This is a genomic window from Isoptericola sp. 178 (assembly GCF_030586525.1).
GTDB lineage: Bacteria > Actinomycetota > Actinomycetes > Actinomycetales > Cellulomonadaceae > Isoptericola > Isoptericola sediminis.
Genome location: NZ_JAUQYN010000002.1, coordinates 399384 through 414216 on the forward strand (window position 1 = coordinate 399384; position 14833 = coordinate 414216).

Consider the following 14833-nt stretch of genomic DNA (forward strand, 5'->3'; position numbering starts at 1 on the left):
CACAACCTCAGGTTTCGCTGGGCAGAGGCGGGCGTGGCGGGCGCTGCCGCGGAGCCGATACGATCTGGTCACGATGGACGACAGTCGATATACCGGTCCGCCGAGCAGCTGGAGTCTGCCGTGCTGACCGACGTGCTCATGCTCGGTGTCGGTGTGCTGCTCACCGCCGGTACCGCGATCTTCGTGGCCAGCGAGTTCTCCCTGGTGACCCTCGACCCCGCGGTCGTGGGGGCCGACGACGAGGAGGGCGACAGTCCCCCGCCCGGCCGGAGAGGCCCCGATCGTCGGGACCGCATCGTCCGAGCCGGGCTGAAGCACCTGTCGACGGAGCTGAGCTCCGCGCAGGTCGGGATCACCGCCACCACCATCCTGCTGGGCTACACCGCCCAGCCGGCGCTGCTGTCGCTGTTCGGGGCGTCCTTCGCCGGGACGCCGTTGGGCGAGGGCGTGTCCGCCGTGCTGGCCTTCACCCTCGCGCTCGTCGTGGTCAACGGGTTCTCGATGCTCTTCGGCGAGCTCATCCCGAAGAACTTCGCCCTCTCGGCGCCGCACGGCACCGCGCGGGCGGTGGTGCCGCTGCAGCGTGCCTTCACGATCGCCGCGGGGCCGCTCATCCGCGTCCTCAACGGGTCCGCCAACGCGATCCTGCGCCGGATGGGCGTCGAGCCGCGCGAGGAGCTCTCCGGTGCGCGCTCGGCGACCGAGCTCGTCTCGCTGGTCCGACGGTCGGCCCAGGAGGGGACGCTCGAGAAGGGCACCGCGACGCTGCTGGCGAACCTGCTCGAGCTCGACGAGCTGGTCGCCCGGGACGTCATGACCGATCGCACCCGCATGGTGGTGGTCAACCGTGACACCAGCGCGACGGAGGTCGTCTCGCTCGCCCACCGCACCGGCCACTCCCGGTTCCCGGTGATCGGCGACGACCGGGACGACGTCGTGGGCCTCGTGCACCTGCGCCGTGCGGTCTCCGTGCCCTTCGAGCGCCGCGACGAGGTGCCGGCCGGTGCGCTGATGGTCGAGGCCCCGCGGGTGCCCGAGACCGTCAGCCTCGGCCCGCTGCTCGTCGAGCTGCGGGGGCTGGGCCTGCAGATGGCCGTCGTGGTCGACGAGTACGGCGGCACCTCCGGCGTCGTGACGCTGGAGGACGTCGTCGAGGAGCTCGTCGGCGACGTCACCGACGAGCACGACCGCCGCCGTGGCGGGGTCGCCGGCCTGGCCGACGGCGCCTGGTCCGTCCCCGGCGTCCTGCGCCCCGACGAGCTGGAGGAGGCCACCGGCCTCTGCGTCCCGGAGGCGCCCTCCTACGAGACGCTCGGCGGTCTGGTGATGGCGCACCTGGGACGGCTCCCGGAGATCGGGGACGAGGTCCAGGTCGACGACGTCGTGCTCCGTGTCGACCTGATCGACGGACGACGCATCGAACGGCTGCGCGCGCGGTCGCGGCAGGAGGGATCCGCATGAGCACCGGGAGCGCCCTGCTGATCGGTCTGCTGCTGCTGGTGGGCAACGCCTTCTTCGTGGGGGCGGAGTTCGCCGTGCTGTCCGTGCGGCGCAGCACCATCGAACCCCGGGCCGAGGCGGGGGAGAAGCGCGCCAAGGTCGTGCTGTGGGCGATGGAGAACGTGTCCCTGATGCTGGCCTGCGCCCAGCTGGGCATCACGGTGTGCTCCACGGGGCTCGGCATCATCGCCGAGCCCGCCCTGGCGCACCTGCTGGAGGGTCCCTTCGAGACGATGGGGATCCCCGAGCAGCTCGTGCACCCCGTGGCGCTGGTCATCGCGCTCGGCATCGTCGTCTACCTGCACGTCGTGCTCGGCGAGATGGTGCCGAAGAACCTCGCGGTGACCGGTCCGGAGCGTGCCGCCCTGTGGTTCGCGCCGCCGCTGGTCCTCATCGCGCGGTTCGTGCGCCCCGTCATCGTGGCGCTCAACTGGATCGCGAACCACGTGATCCGCCTGCTGGGCGTCGAGCCCAAGGACGAGGTGGCCTCCGCGTTCACCGTCGAGGAGGTGCAGTCGATCGTCGAGGCCTCGCGCGCCGAGGGCGTGCTCGAGGACGACGAGGGACTGCTCACGGGAGCCATCGAGTTCTCCTCGCGTACGGCGCGGGACGTGATGGTGCCTGTCGACGCCCTGGTGACCGTGTCACCCGGAGCCACGCCCGACGACGTCGAGCACGAGGTGTCCCGCACCGGCTACAGCCGCTTCCCCATGGCCGCACCGGACGACGCCGAGGGTGCGCGGAGCCTGCTGGGCTACCTGCACCTCAAGGACGTCCTGTACGCCACCAACGGCAACCGTTCCCGGCCGGTCCCGACGTGGCGCGTCCGCGCCATGGCGACGGTCGCCCCGACCGACGAGGTCGAGGACACGCTGCGGGCGATGCAGCGCTCCGGTGCGCACCTCGCCCGGGTCGACGACGGCGGACGCACGGTCGGCGTGGTCTTCCTGGAGGACATCCTCGAGGAGCTCGTCGGCGAGGTTCGTGACGCGATGCAGCGCCGGCGTTGAGGCATGAACAAGGTGTGAACAAGGGGGGACTTGGACGGGGGGCGGGCCACCGCTAGGGTGCGGTCACAGACCGACACCGGCGGTTCGCGGAAGCGACGTCGTCGCAGGTCGACCGGGAGATGCACGACATGGCCACGCAGAGCGCGGCCGGACGCAGGAGGTGGAGTGGACGCGACGCCGCAGGGTGACGACGCGACCCCGCGCTCCCGCCGAGAGATCCGTGAGGCCGAGCAGGGCCGGTCGGGCCGGACGGCCCGCACCCGTCGGCCCGCGGGGGGCCGGGCACGGTCCCGCGGGGCCCACGCCGCCCCGGCGGGGCACACCTGGATCACCCGGGCGACCGTGCTCGGCTCCCTGGCCGCCGCGACCATCGCGGGGCCGCTGACCGCGGGTGCGCAGGGTGACGAGCGGTCGCCCTTCGACCTGGACGACCCGACCTCGTCGGGTCCCTCCACGCTCGCGCTGCTCCAGTCCGGCGCGTCGACGCCGCCCACCGCGTCCTCCATCGCCGCGGTCCCGCGCGAGCGCAACACCGTCGACGTCGCGAGCCGCGCCTCGGCCGACCGTGAGCCGCTGCCCGACTGCGACCCCTCGGCCCCGGTCGACGGCGGCAACGGGCAGCTCGCCGACCACTCGCTGTGCGACCTCTGGCAGCCCGGCGAACAGCTGCGGCCCGACGCCGCCGTCGCCCTGAGCGCCCTCAACGAGGCGTTCAACGCGCGGTTCGGCCGCAACCTCTGCCTGGTCGACAGCTACCGGTCCCTGTCCTCCCAGTACGCCGTGAAGGCCAGCCGCGGCTACCTCGCGGCGACGCCGGGCACCTCGATGCACGGCTGGGGACTCGCGATCGACCTGTGCTCGAAGGAGACGGGGAGCTCGGAGGTCTACGGCTGGCTCTGGGACAACGCGCCGGCCTACGGGTGGGAGAACCCGCCGTGGGCCCAGCGGGGCGGGTCCGGCAAGTACGAGCCGTGGCACTTCGAGTTCCGTGCCGGCGTCGAGGAAGTCTCCTACTGGCACTGAGCCGAGCACGGCGGCGTAGTCTCGACCCATGGCCACGGACTACTCCGACTTCGAGTTCGAGCGGCGCTTCCTGGTGCGCGACCTGCCCGACGTCCTGCGCGACGCGCCGTCGCTGATCGTCCAGTCCTACTACCTGTCCGACGGCGGCTACGCCCTGCGCGTCCGTGCCCAGGCCGGCGGAGTGGACGCGGCCCTCGACGCGACGAGCGACGCCCGCGACGTCCTCGCCCGGTGGCGTGACCGGGTCGACTTCGCCGCGATGACGGTCAAGGGGCCCTCCGCCGGCGGCACGCGCTACGAGGCGGAGCGGGAGCTCGACACCCTCGTCGCGGTCGAGCTCGTGCGCCGGGGCGGCGCGCGCGTCGTCAAGACGCGCTACGCCGCCTGGCTCGGCGCGGACGGCTGGTCGATCGACGTCTTCGGCGGCGCGAACCACCCGCTGGTCGTGGCCGAGTGCGAACGGTCCGGCCCGGTGACCGAGCTGCAGATCCCCGACTTCTGCGTCACCGAGATCACCGACGACCGCCGCTTCTCCAACGAGTCCCTGGCCGTGCGGCCCTACGGGGAGTGGGCGGCCGCCTACGCCGAGGAGCTGGCCGCGCACGGGCCCGCGTTCCGGGAGGACTTCGGTCCGAACCAGGAGCTCGGCGGCCTGTAGCGCGGCCGGCCCTCCGGTCAGCCGCGCAGCCGGGCCATCCAGGCCTCGACGTCCTCCGGCCGCCGGGGGAGCGCCGCCGAGAGGTTCTCGTTGCCGTCGGCGGTGACCAGGACGTCGTCCTCGATGCGCACGCCGATGCCGCGGTACTCCTCGGGCACGGCCAGGTCGTCCGCCTTGAAGTACAGGCCGGGCTCGATCGTGAACACCATCCCGGGCTCGAGGACGCCGTCGAGGTACATCTCGCGGCGGGCCTGCGCGCAGTCGTGCACGTCGAGGCCGAGGTGGTGCGAGGTGCCGTGCACCATCCAGCGGCGGTGCTGCTGACCCTCCGGCGACAGGGACTCCTCGGCGGATACGGGCAGCAGGCCCCACTCCTCGAGCCGGGCGGCGATGACCTCCATCGCGGCGGCGTGGATGTCGCGGAACCGCGCCCCCGGCTTCGCCACGGCGAACGCGGCGTCGGCGGCGTCGAGCACCGCGGTGTAGATCCGGCGCTGGACCTCGGTGTACTCGCCGTCCACGGGCAGGGTGCGGGTGACGTCGGCGGTGTAGAGCTCGTCGATCTCGACGCCCGCGTCCAGCAGCACCATCTCGCCACGGCGGACCACGCCGTCGTTCGTGATCCAGTGCAGCGTCGTGGCGTGATCGCCGGCGGCGGCGATGGTCTCGTAGCCGACCGTGTTGCCCTCGAGCCGGGCGTGGGCGTCGAACGCCGTCTCGATGACGCGCTCCCCCCGGCGGTGCTCCACCGCCCGCGGCAGGGAGCGGACGACCTCCTCGAACCCCTCGATCGTGCGCGCGACGGCGTCACGCATGAGCTCGACCTCGAGCTCGTCCTTGACCAGGCGCAGCTCGGAGGCGGCCTCGGCGAGGGCGTCGTCCTGCGCCTGCTCCTGGGTGCCGGCCTCGGTGCGGATCGCCTCGATCACCGCCGTGATCTCCTCGTCGGCCTCGGCGATCACCAGCACCTGCACGCCGTCGGTGCCGACGTCCTTGGCCAGCGCCTCCCGCAGCTCGTCGACGTGGCGGGCCTCGATGCCGGTCGCGGTGGTGACGTCGTCCAGCGTCGGACGGGCGCCGACCCAGAACTCGCCGTAGCGGGAGTCCGCGTAGAACTCCTCGGTGTCGCGCGGTGCGAGGGGACGCACGTACAGCACGGCGTGGTGCTGGGAGCCGCCGTCGCCCTCGCCCTCGGCGGTCGGGTGCAGGACCAGCACGGCGTCGGGCTCCTGGTCGGTGCCGAAACCGGTGAGGTGAGCGAACGCCGAGTGCGGTCGGAACCGGTAGTCGGTGTCGTTCGAGCGCTGCTTCAGCGGCCCCGCGGGGATCACCAGGCGGGTGCCGGCGAAGCGCGCCGAGAGCCGGGCCCGCCGGGCCGCGGTGAACGGGACGGCCCGGCCCGGCGTGATGCCGAGGTCCTGCCGGGGCGCCCACCGGGAGGTGATGAACTGCTTGAACGCGTCCGAGGTCGGGCGCTGCGAACGGTTGCTGCCGCGCTCGGTGATCGTCTCGTCGCTGGGTCGGTCGACCGGGGTGGTGTCGCTCATGGGCCCAGTCTCGCACCTCGGGAGGGCCGGGTGAGGCTTCCCGGACCGGCGGGGGTCAGTCGCGGGCGAAGTCCGCCAGCGCGCGGCTCAGCACGCGGTTGTAGTCGTCCGGTGCGTCCAGGTGGACGTCGTGGCCGATCCCGGGGACGACGACGAGCGCACCCCGGTCCGCGGTCCGGGCGAAGCGCTGCTCCTGCCAGCGCAGGTGGCAGCGTGCCCCGTTGACCAGCCACACCGGGACGTCGACCGCCTCGAGGTCCGCCAGCGCCGACCAGCCGGACAGCTCGCCCAGCGCGTCGGTGACGAGGTCCCAGCCCGGCCGGTCGTCCCGGTCGTTCCCGGCTCCGGGAGCCAGGCGGCGCATGACGGAGCTCCCGGCGCGGACCAGCCCGTCGGCCACGTCCCGGTACAGGCGGACGGGCTTGCCCCGCGGCTCGGTGCTGCACCCGGAGGCGACGACGCCGAGCAGCGGTCGGTCCTCGTCCGGCGTCGTCCGCTGGGCGGCCCAGCCGAGGGAGACGTAGCCGCCGAGCGACTGGCCGACCATCATCACCGGGGTGTCGCGGGGGAACGAGGCGACGGCGTCGTCGAGGTGGTCCCAGGCCCGACGGAACGAGAAGCGCTCGGACATCCGCCGTCCGTGACCGGGCAGGTCGACGGCGACGGCCGAGTGCCCCAGCGCCTCCAGGTGGTCCACCTGCCGCGCCCAGGCCGAGCCGTCCTGGCGCATGCCGTGCACGAGCACGACACCGACCTGTCGGGTCGGTGTCGTCGGGGCGTGGGATTCGAGCAGGGCGGCACTCACGATCTCCATCCTCCTCCTCCGGTGCGCCCGCCCGTCGGGGGGCGCGTGGAGAGCGTGTGAGGGCATGGCGGCGCTTCCCTACACTTGGCGCGTGATCGACCTCCATACCCACTCCCGTGCCTCGGACGGCACGGACACCCCACGCGGCGTCCTCGAGGCCGCGGCGTCGGCCGGCGTGACCGTCGTGGCGCTGACCGACCACGACTCCACCGCCGGGTGGGACGAGGCGGCGGCAGCCGTGGCGGACACCGGCGTGGCGCTGGTGCGCGGCATCGAGATCTCGACGCGGGCGCGCACGCCCGAGGGCGGGATCAGCGTGCACCTGCTCGGCTACCTGCACGACCGGGAGCACCCCGCGCTGCTGGCGGAGCTGCAGCGCACCCGGGACGACCGCGTGCAGCGGGCCCGGCGCATGACCGAGCGCCTCGCCGAGGACTACCCGGTGACGTGGGAGGACGTCGTGGCCCAGACGCACGGCGGCGCCACGGTCGGCCGGCCGCACCTGGCGGACGCCCTGGTGGCGGCCGGGGTGGTCGCGCACCGTGACGAGGCGTTCGCGACGATGCTGCACCCGGGAGCCCCGTACTACGTACCGCACTACGCCCCGGACACCGCGGACGCCGTGCGGGCAGTGCTGGCCGCGGGCGGTGTGCCCGTCATGGCGCACCCGCGGGCGGGCCGGCGCGGGCGCGTGGTCACGGAGGAGACGATCGCCGAGCTGGCCGAGGTCGGCCTGGCCGGGCTCGAGGCCGACCACCGGGACCACTCCGCCGACGACCGTGACAGGATGCGGGGGCTCGCGCGCGAGCTGGGGCTGCTCGTCACCGGTGCGAGCGACTACCACGGGGTCGGCAAGCAGAATCGCCTGGGCGAGCACACCACCGACCCGGACGTGCTGGCGGAGATCGAGGAGAGGGGAACGCTGGAGGTGCTGCGGCCGTGGACACGATGATCGACCTGACCCTGTTCACCCAGGTCTTCGTGACGCTGTGGGTGATCATGGACCCGCCCGGGACGATCCCGGTGTTTCTCGCGCTGACCTCCACGATGGGGGCCAAGCAGCGCAGCCGTGCGGCCCTGCAGGCGGTGACGGTCGCGTTCTGCGTGATCGTGGTCTTCGCGCTCTTCGGTCAGCAGCTGCTGTCGTACATGGGGATCTCGCTCGCCGCGCTGCAGGCGTCGGGGGGTCTGCTGCTGCTCATCGTGGCGATGCAGCTGCTCATCGGCCACTTCGACACCGGCGAGGCGACGGCGGCGACACCGGGGGCGAACGTGGCCCTGGTCCCGCTGGGTACCCCCCTGCTGGCAGGACCGGGCGCGATCGTGGCCACGATGGTGTTCGTGCAGCAGGCCGACATCGAGGGGGACTGGGTGCCCCCGGTGGCGGCCATCGCGCTCGCCATCGTGCTGGTGCACGTCTCGCTGTACCTGGCGATGCGCTTCGCCGAGGTGCTGCACCGCGTGCTCAAGGACTCCGGCGTCACGCTCATCACCCGGATCGCCGGCATCCTGCTCGCCGCGATCGCCGTGCAGCAGATCGCCGACGGCGTCATGGAGTTCATCGCGACGGCGTGAGGGTCCTGGGGTCAGGCGTCGAGCGGGGAGAGGGTGACCTCGACCGCGGCGCCCGGCTCCAGGCCCTCGGCCTGTCGCACGGCCTTCTTCATCGGCAGCACGTAGCCGTTCTGGTCCTGGGACGGGAACACGGACGTCTGCCACGTCGTCGACCCGACGCGGACCCGGACGCGGATCGACCCGAAGCCGCGGGGCGGCAGCGGGACGTCGGCGAGCAGGTCGGACTCGTCCGGCGGCACGGTGACGAACCACCAGGAGTCGTCCTGCCGTGCGTCCCACCGCCACAGCGGTGCGGTGAACGTGAGCTCCACGGGCACACGGTACGTCAGGCCCCCTACGGCGGCTCAGAAGACGTCCAGCGCCGCCCCGACCGACTCGATGCGTTCCATGCGCCGGTGCGCGACGTCGCCGAGCTCGGCGAGGACGGCCGACACGACCGCTTCCACCAGCGCCATCGCCGGCGCCATCGCGTCGTAGGCCGAGGCGGTCCCGGTGTCGCTCGGCAGGACCGCGTCCGCCAGGGAGGCCACGGGGGAGAGCCACACGTCGGTGAAGAGCACCACGGACGCCTTGCGGTCGACGGCGAACTGCGCCAGGCGGGCGGAGTCCTTCTCGTAGCGTCGGTAGTCGAAGACGACGAGGACGTCACGATGCCCCAGGTCGGCCAGGGCGTGGGTGCGTCCCTCGGGGCGGTCCGTGACGTACTCGACGTCCGGCCGCATCTGCTGCAGGTGCTGGACGAGGTACAGCCCGACCAGCCGGCTGAACCGGCCCCCGACCACGAGCACGCGCCGTGCGTCGCGGGCGAGCAGGTCCACGGCGCGGGAGAAGTCGCTCGGCGGCAGGTCGGCGAAGGTCCGCCGGACGGCTTCCTCGGCGGCCGGCGCGTAGCGTGCCAGCGCCTCGTCGGCGCCGGTCGCGTCGGCGACGTCGCGGGACCGGTAGAGCGACAGCGGGGACGCGCTGCGGTCGTCGAGGTCGGCGCGCAGCGCGGCCTGGAAGGCCGGGAAGCCGGAGAAGCCGAGCCGCGAGACGAACCGCACCACCGTCGGACCGCTGACCCCCGCCCGTGCCGCGAGGACGGCGACGGTCTCGAACCCGGCCGACGGGTAGGCGGACAGCAGCACGCGCCCGACCTTGCGCTCGGCCGGCGTGCAGTCCCCGAGGCGGCGACGGATCTGGTCGGCCAGGCCCGACGGCTGGGTGCTCGTGGTCACGGCACCTCCTGTCTGTGCTGGTGCCGGGCAGCGTAGCAAGCGGCGGTCGCCGTGCTCGCCACGCCGCCCGGCGCGGCTCACGATGCTCAGGGACGGGGCCGGAGGGACACCGTGAGGTCCTCGAACGACGTCGCCCGGGCGCCGTCGGTCGACCGTGCCCGGAAGCCCGCCCCCTCGAGCAGGCGGACCTCGTAGGTCGGGTCGTCCTCGACCGTCGTCCCGGTGATCGTGCGGTCGCGCGACGACGCGAGGTCGAGCGCGAGGTCGGTGAGCACGAACTCGGTGCCGTCCCCGTTCAGGGAGGAGAACACGTCCGTGCTCCGGGACTCGACGCCGTGCGTGTCCGGGCGCAGCACGGTCGAGCCCTCGGCGGCCACCGGGGTCGACGTCGCGGCGTCGTAGCCGTCACCCGCGCTCAGCCACGACCAGCGGACCGCCGAGATCGCCCATCCGTCGGCGGTGGTCCGGTGGTGCGCCTCGCGCAGGTCGAGCACGTTGACGCCGTTCGCGCCGAGCACCGTCAGACGTTCGTGGTCGGTGCCGGCCGCGTCCACGACGAGCGCGGTGTCGGGGTCGACGCCGAAGACACGGTCCTGGCCGGTGTCGGCGGCGAGGCGGATCGCACGGCCCTGCCGTCCCCAGGCCCCGAAGTGGGTGTCGAGCAGGCCCGAGGTGAAGAAGCCGAACCCGCCCTCGGGCAGGTACCCCAGCTCGGTCGGGTCGGCGAAGTAGCCGGGGGCGCTGCCGTCGACCAGGGCCTCCCAGCTCTCGCCGCCGGTCACCATGTCCTGCCCGGCCATGATCTGCATGCCGGCCGAGGTGCCGGCCACGACCGCGCCGGCCTCGAACCGGTCGCGGATCGCCGCCAGCAGGGGGGTGTCGGCCTGCGCCTCGCCCTCCGTCATCAGGGTGACGTAGCGGTACTGGTCGCCGCCCCCGAAGAAGAATCCGGTCATGTCCGCGACCTGGGCGGCGACGTCGGGGTCGGACGCCACCTCGGGGTGGTCGAGGTCGAGCGGGATCCACGTCGTCTCGCCGGCGCCGAAGCCCTCGAGGATGTCGGCGTAGTAGGTGCCGTTGAACTCCGCGTTGTTGGCCCACTGCGTCCCGGCGTCGGGGTCCTGGGAGGCCGGGATCGCCGCTGCGGTGACGATGCCGATGTGGGCGTCCGCGCCGCCCGCCCGGTCGACGATCTCGCCGTAGACCTCCTCGTTGTCGTCGTCGAGGGAACCGCCGACCAGCACGAGCTGGCCGCCGTCGGGGTCAGGTGCTGCCTGGGCGGCGGTGGCCGCCGTGAGCGGTACCGCGAGGGCGGTGCCCAGCAGGATCGCGATCGTCCGGGAGTGCCGTGCTGACGTCATCGGTCGTCCTTTCGTGCGGGTCGGTCGTGCGGGGTGGTGGTGGAACGACCGACGTCGAGGACGAGGCCGGCGAGCAGGGCGACGCGTGCGGGGACCGAGGACAGGTCGAGCCACTCGGCGTCGCTGTGGTCGCCGCCGCCGACCGGACCGAGGCCGTCCAGCGCCGGCGTGCCCGTGGCGGCGGCGAAGTTGGTGTCGCCGACCCCGCCCGTGGCGGCGCCGGCGACCGTGAGTCCCAGGTCCTGCGCCCGGCGGACCGCGCGACGCAGGAGCTCGGTGGAGGCGGGCGTCGGCTCGAACGGAGGGCAGTGACCGGACCGTGCCGTCGTGCCGTTCACGCCCGCCGCGGCCAGGTCGTCCACGAGCGCGTCGACGGTGCCGAGCATCTCGTCGAGGGCGACGGCGGTCGTCGCGCGGACCTCGAGCCGGAGCTCGGCGACGTCGGCCACGACGTTCGGGCGGGACCCGGCCCGCACGACCCCCACGTTGAGGGAGACGCCGTCGCGGGTGCGGGCCGCCTCGTGCAGCGCGACGACGAGCCGGGCCGCGGCGAGCGCCGCGTCCGCGCCGCGCTCGGGTTCGATCCCCGCGTGGGCCGACCGGCCGTGCAACGTGATGTCGACGTCGCACACGCCCTTGCGCGCCCGGACGAGGTCGCCGTTCTCGCGTGCGCACTCCAGGCCGAGCACGACGTCGGCCGTCCTGGCCAGGGACGTCAGGAGCCCCACGCTGCGGGGGGAACCGACCTCCTCGTCGGGACTGACGAGCAGGACCACCTCGCCGCGACGGGGGCCGGGCAGGTCCGCGAGGAGCTCCATGGCGTGGATGCCGGCGAGCACCCCGCCCTTGTCGTCGCTGACGCCCGGCCCGAGGACCCGTCGCCCGGCACGGCGGGTGCGGCGCCGCGCCGCGGTGCCGTCCGGGTAGACCGTGTCCGCGTGGCCGACGAGCAGGACCTGGGCGTCGGTCGGCACCGCCAGACGCGCGACCAGGGCGGGTCCGACGGCGGGACCGTCACCGTCCAGCTCCACGATCCGGGTCCGTGCACCGAGCGCCTCGACCCGGGCGGCGCACCAGGCGACCACGCGACGGGTGCCCGCGGCGTTCCAGGTGCCCGAGTCGAACGACGTCAGCTCCGTGAGCTCCTCGGCGTACCGCGCGAGCGAGCTGGTGGCCCGGCGCAGCAGGACGGAGCTCTCGGCCGAGGGGCCGGCGGTGGCCGTCGCCTGCTCGACGCCCGTCACAGGACCCTCGCGAGGAAGGACCGGGTGCGCTCGTGGCGGGGGTCGCCCAGGACCTGTCGGGGGTCGCCGGACTCGACGATGACGCCGTCGGCCATGAACGCGGCGACGTCGGCGACCTCGCGGGCGAAGCCGACCTCGTGCGTGACGACGAGCATGGTCATACCGTCGGCCGCGAGGTCCCGCATGACGTCGAGCACCTCGCCGACGAGCTCCGGGTCGAGCGCGGACGTGGGCTCGTCGAAGAGGAGGAGCCGTGGGTCCATCGCCAGCGCCCGCGCGATGGCGACGCGTTGCTGCTGGCCGCCCGAGAGCTGCGACGGGTACGACGAGGCCTTGTCGGCCAGCCCCACGCGGTCGAGCAGCTCGCGGCCCCGGTCGGCGGCCTCGGTGCGGGCCCGGCGGCGCACGACCACCGGCCCTTCCATGACGTTCTCCAGGGCGGTGCGGTGCGGGAACAGGTTGAAGCGCTGGAAGACCATGCCGATGTCGGCCCGGCGTCGCGCGATCCGGCGTTCGGACAGCTCGTAGAGCTTGCCGCGGCGCTTCTCGTACCCGACGTCGTGGCCGTTGACGAGCAGGCGGCCGCCGTCGATCCGTTCGAGATGGTTGACGCAGCGCAGGAACGTGGACTTGCCCGAGCCGGAGGGCCCGAGCAGGCAGACCACCTGTCCGGGCTGGACGGCGAGGTCGATGCCCTGCAGCACCTGGGTGCTGCCGAAGGACTTGACGACACCGCGGGCGTCGACCAGCGGGTCCTCGGGCCCGGCGTGGGCGAGCGGCGCATCGGTGGCGGGAGCGGTCATCGGGTCCTCCTCGGCATCAGGGCCCGCGACAGCGGGCGACGGGTGGCGCCGGGGTCGACGCCGCGGCCGAAGCGCTGCTCGAGCCATCGCTGGGGGACGGTCAGCAGCGTCGTCAGCACCAGGAACCAGATGCTCGCCACGATCAGCAGGGGGATCACCTTGAAGTTCTGCGCGTACACGGCCTGCAGGTTGGACATCAGGTCCTGGCCGGCGATGACCGAGACCAGCGCCGTCGTCTTGAGCATCGTGAGGGTCTCGTTGCCCATCGGCGGCACGATGACGCGCATCGCCTGCGGCAGCACCACCCGGCGCAGCGTCTGGGCGGGCGTGAGGCCGAGCGACTTGGCGGCCTCCGTCTGGCCCTTGTCGATGGACTGGATGCCGGCCCGGACGATCTCCGCGGCGTAGGCCACCTCGTTGAGGCCCAGGGCGAGCAGGGCCGCGACGGTGGCCGGCACGAGCTGGGACGTGGGGGCGGAGAACAGCACGACGTCGGTGAACGGCACCGTCACCGAGATGGTGGGGATGAACGCGCCGAGGAACCCCCAGAAGATGATCTGGATGAGGATCGGCGTTCCCCGGAACGCCCAGATGTACACGCCGGCGACGACGCGCAGGACCGGGTTCGACGACAGCCGCATGACGGCGACGACGGTGCCGCCGACGATGCCCATGACCATGCCGGCGAACGTCAGCCAGACGGTGACGAACAGCCCGCGGAAGGTCAGGGGGGCGAAGAGGTACTCGCCGACCGTGGGCCAGTCGAGGTTCGGGTTGCGGCCCACGGCGAGCAGGAACCAGACGGAGACCGCCAGCACCAGGGCGCCGACGGTGAACCGTCCCCAGTGCCGCAGGGGGACGACGGGGAGCTGGGCGTCGGTGGGGGTGGTGGCGGGCTCGTGCGGGGCGACGGTGGTCGGCATGTCAGGACGTCGCACCGTTGATGGTGGCCTCGTCGATGGCGATGCCCGTCAGGCCGTACTCGTCGAGGATCGTGGTGTAGGTGCCGTCGTCCATCAGGGACTGCAGCGCGGCCTGGATCGCCTCGGGCAGCCCGGTGGCGGAGTTGGCGATCCCGATGCCGTTGAGCGTGGCGTCGTAGCCGTTCGGGGCGGCGGGGTCGTCGATGCTGTCGAAGGCCGCCCCGTCGTCGGCGGTCTTGGCGACGTAGCCCGCGGAGGGCTTGGTGAGGACCGAGGCCACGACGGCGCCGCTGCGGATCGCCAGCTGAGCGTCGGAGTCCTTGGGGTACGTCTTGAGCTCCACCGGCTCGGCGCCGGACTCCTCGCACTCGGCGGCCCAGTCCTGCACCAGCTCGACCTGCTTGGACCCGGCCTGCGCGGCGACGGGTCGGCCGCACAGGTCCGTGTAGGTCGTGATGCCCTCCGGGTTGCCGTCGGCGACGAGCATGCCGGTGCCGGACGCGGAGTAGTCGACGAAGGTCAGGGCCTCCTGCCGTTCGACGGTGTCCGTCATGGCCGAGATCGTGACGTCGTACTTGCCCGCCTGGATCGCCGGGATGATGCCGTCGAACTTCTGGGCGGCGAAGGTGAAGTCGACGCCCAGCACGGCGCCGATCGCCTGGCCGAGGTCGTGGTCGAGGCCCGTGATCTCGTCGGACCCCTCCTCGACGTACATCTCGAAGGGCGGGTAGGGGACGTCGGTCGCGACGCGGACGACGCCGGCGTCGAGGTACTGCTGCGGCAGGAGCGCCCGGATGTCGGGTTCGACGGCGATGTCGACACCGGCCACCTCCGTGGTGGCGCCCGGGGTGGTCCCGGCGGACGACCCGGCCTCGTCCGCCTCCGAGGGCGAGCAGGCGGCGAGAGCGAGGACGGCGAGGGCGGCCACCGGGGCGGCCAGCGGTCGTGCGATCGGCGAGCGGTGCATCGTGTCAGCTCCTGTCGGTCGGTGTGATGTAACAAACATTCCAGCCCGAGCAGAAGCGTGTCTAGATGTAACGCGTGTTGTTGACCATTTCGTGACCTTGGGGCACGAGAAAGGGCTCGGACCGTGACGGTCCGCGCCCTTTCCGGTCGTGGGGGGGGGGGGCGCGCCCCGCCCCACCCGCCGGGGGGACGGGGCCGGCC

At 73.2% G+C, this 14833-nt stretch carries 15 protein-coding genes; 6 read left to right on the plus strand and 9 right to left on the minus strand.

What is annotated here, in order from left to right:
* Window positions 1–120: 120 nt before the first annotated feature.
* The 4 genes from Q6349_RS06400 to Q6349_RS06415 all read left to right on the plus strand — a co-directional run bounded on the left by Q6349_RS06400 (window position 121) and on the right by Q6349_RS06415 (window position 4191).
* On the plus strand, window positions 121–1461 hold the full coding sequence (locus Q6349_RS06400; RefSeq protein ID WP_304603371.1) for a hemolysin family protein: 1341 nt from the start codon (window positions 121–123) through the stop codon (window positions 1459–1461).
* Complete coding sequence (locus Q6349_RS06405; RefSeq protein ID WP_304603372.1) at window positions 1458–2510, plus strand: hemolysin family protein; 1053 nt, start codon at window positions 1458–1460, stop codon at window positions 2508–2510. The genes Q6349_RS06400 and Q6349_RS06405 overlap by 4 nt, the downstream gene beginning before the upstream one ends.
* Before the next feature lie 165 nt (window positions 2511–2675).
* On the plus strand, window positions 2676–3533 hold the full coding sequence (locus tag Q6349_RS06410) for a D-alanyl-D-alanine carboxypeptidase family protein (RefSeq protein WP_304603373.1): 858 nt from the start codon (window positions 2676–2678) through the stop codon (window positions 3531–3533).
* A gap of 28 nt (window positions 3534–3561) precedes the next feature.
* A complete protein-coding gene (locus Q6349_RS06415) occupies window positions 3562–4191 on the plus strand; it encodes a CYTH domain-containing protein (RefSeq protein ID WP_304603374.1) in 630 nt (209 codons plus the stop codon).
* Window positions 4192–4208: 17 nt separating this feature from the next.
* On the opposite strand, the gene Q6349_RS06420 is transcribed toward Q6349_RS06415, so the two are convergent.
* Together Q6349_RS06420 and Q6349_RS06425 are read right to left on the minus strand one after the other, a co-directional pair.
* Complete coding sequence (locus Q6349_RS06420) at window positions 4209–5738, minus strand: aminopeptidase P family protein (protein ID WP_304603375.1); 1530 nt, start codon at window positions 5736–5738, stop codon at window positions 4209–4211.
* Window positions 5739–5793: 55 nt separating this feature from the next.
* Window positions 5794–6552, minus strand: a complete 759-nt coding sequence (locus Q6349_RS06425) for an alpha/beta fold hydrolase (RefSeq protein WP_304603376.1) — start codon at window positions 6550–6552, stop codon at window positions 5794–5796.
* 82 nt (window positions 6553–6634) lie between these two features.
* Between Q6349_RS06425 and Q6349_RS06430 the strand changes: the two genes are divergently transcribed.
* Window positions 6635–7495 carry a PHP domain-containing protein gene (locus tag Q6349_RS06430; protein ID WP_304603377.1) on the plus strand — a complete coding sequence of 287 codons (861 nt, stop codon included), beginning with the start codon at window positions 6635–6637 and terminating at the stop codon, window positions 7493–7495.
* Window positions 7483–8118 (plus strand): MarC family protein, encoded by a 636-nt coding sequence (locus Q6349_RS06435; protein WP_369810827.1) that lies wholly within the window; start codon window positions 7483–7485, stop codon window positions 8116–8118. Before Q6349_RS06430 ends, Q6349_RS06435 begins: the two co-directional genes overlap by 13 nt.
* Window positions 8119–8129: 11 nt before the next feature.
* Here the strand turns inward: Q6349_RS06435 and Q6349_RS06440 are convergent, their stop codons facing one another.
* The 7 genes from Q6349_RS06440 to Q6349_RS06470 all read right to left on the minus strand — a co-directional run bounded on the left by Q6349_RS06440 (window position 8130) and on the right by Q6349_RS06470 (window position 14633).
* On the minus strand, window positions 8130–8429 hold the full coding sequence (locus Q6349_RS06440) for a DUF1905 domain-containing protein (RefSeq protein ID WP_304603378.1): 300 nt from the start codon (window positions 8427–8429) through the stop codon (window positions 8130–8132).
* 33 nt (window positions 8430–8462) lie between these two features.
* Window positions 8463–9335 (minus strand): MurR/RpiR family transcriptional regulator, encoded by an 873-nt coding sequence (locus Q6349_RS06445; protein ID WP_171247338.1) that lies wholly within the window; start codon window positions 9333–9335, stop codon window positions 8463–8465.
* Between the two features lie 86 nt (window positions 9336–9421).
* Window positions 9422–10696 (minus strand): cyanophycinase, encoded by a 1275-nt coding sequence (locus Q6349_RS06450; RefSeq protein ID WP_304603379.1) that lies wholly within the window; start codon window positions 10694–10696, stop codon window positions 9422–9424.
* Entirely contained in the window at window positions 10693–11940 is a 1248-nt protein-coding gene (locus Q6349_RS06455; RefSeq protein ID WP_304603380.1) for a M20/M25/M40 family metallo-hydrolase, read from the minus strand. Before Q6349_RS06455 ends, Q6349_RS06450 begins: the two co-directional genes overlap by 4 nt.
* A complete protein-coding gene (locus tag Q6349_RS06460) occupies window positions 11937–12743 on the minus strand; it encodes an amino acid ABC transporter ATP-binding protein (RefSeq protein ID WP_304603381.1) in 807 nt (268 codons plus the stop codon). The genes Q6349_RS06455 and Q6349_RS06460 overlap by 4 nt, the downstream gene beginning before the upstream one ends.
* Window positions 12740–13666: an amino acid ABC transporter permease gene (locus tag Q6349_RS06465; RefSeq protein ID WP_171247335.1), complete on the minus strand. Its 927-nt coding sequence runs from the start codon at window positions 13664–13666 to the stop codon at window positions 12740–12742. Before Q6349_RS06465 ends, Q6349_RS06460 begins: the two co-directional genes overlap by 4 nt.
* Window position 13667: 1 nt before the next feature.
* Entirely contained in the window at window positions 13668–14633 is a 966-nt protein-coding gene (locus tag Q6349_RS06470; protein ID WP_304603382.1) for an ABC transporter substrate-binding protein, read from the minus strand.
* Window positions 14634–14833 lie beyond the last annotated feature (200 nt).

Excerpts from the sequence above, each read along its gene's own strand:
- Q6349_RS06405 (WP_304603372.1), top strand. The coding sequence starts at position 1,458 with ATGAGCACCGGGAGCGCCCTGCTGATCGGTCTGCTGCTGCTGGTGGGC.
- Q6349_RS06415 (WP_304603374.1), top strand. The coding sequence starts at position 3,562 with ATGGCCACGGACTACTCCGACTTCGAGTTCGAGCGGCGCTTCCTGGTG.
- Q6349_RS06420 (WP_304603375.1), bottom strand. The coding sequence starts at position 5,738 with ATGAGCGACACCACCCCGGTCGACCGACCCAGCGACGAGACGATCACC.
- Q6349_RS06425 (WP_304603376.1), bottom strand. The coding sequence starts at position 6,552 with ATGGAGATCGTGAGTGCCGCCCTGCTCGAATCCCACGCCCCGACGACA.
- Q6349_RS06450 (WP_304603379.1), bottom strand. The coding sequence starts at position 10,696 with ATGACGTCAGCACGGCACTCCCGGACGATCGCGATCCTGCTGGGCACC.
- Q6349_RS06460 (WP_304603381.1), bottom strand. The coding sequence starts at position 12,743 with ATGACCGCTCCCGCCACCGATGCGCCGCTCGCCCACGCCGGGCCCGAG.
- Q6349_RS06465 (WP_171247335.1), bottom strand. The coding sequence starts at position 13,666 with ATGCCGACCACCGTCGCCCCGCACGAGCCCGCCACCACCCCCACCGAC.
- Q6349_RS06470 (WP_304603382.1), bottom strand. The coding sequence starts at position 14,633 with ATGCACCGCTCGCCGATCGCACGACCGCTGGCCGCCCCGGTGGCCGCC.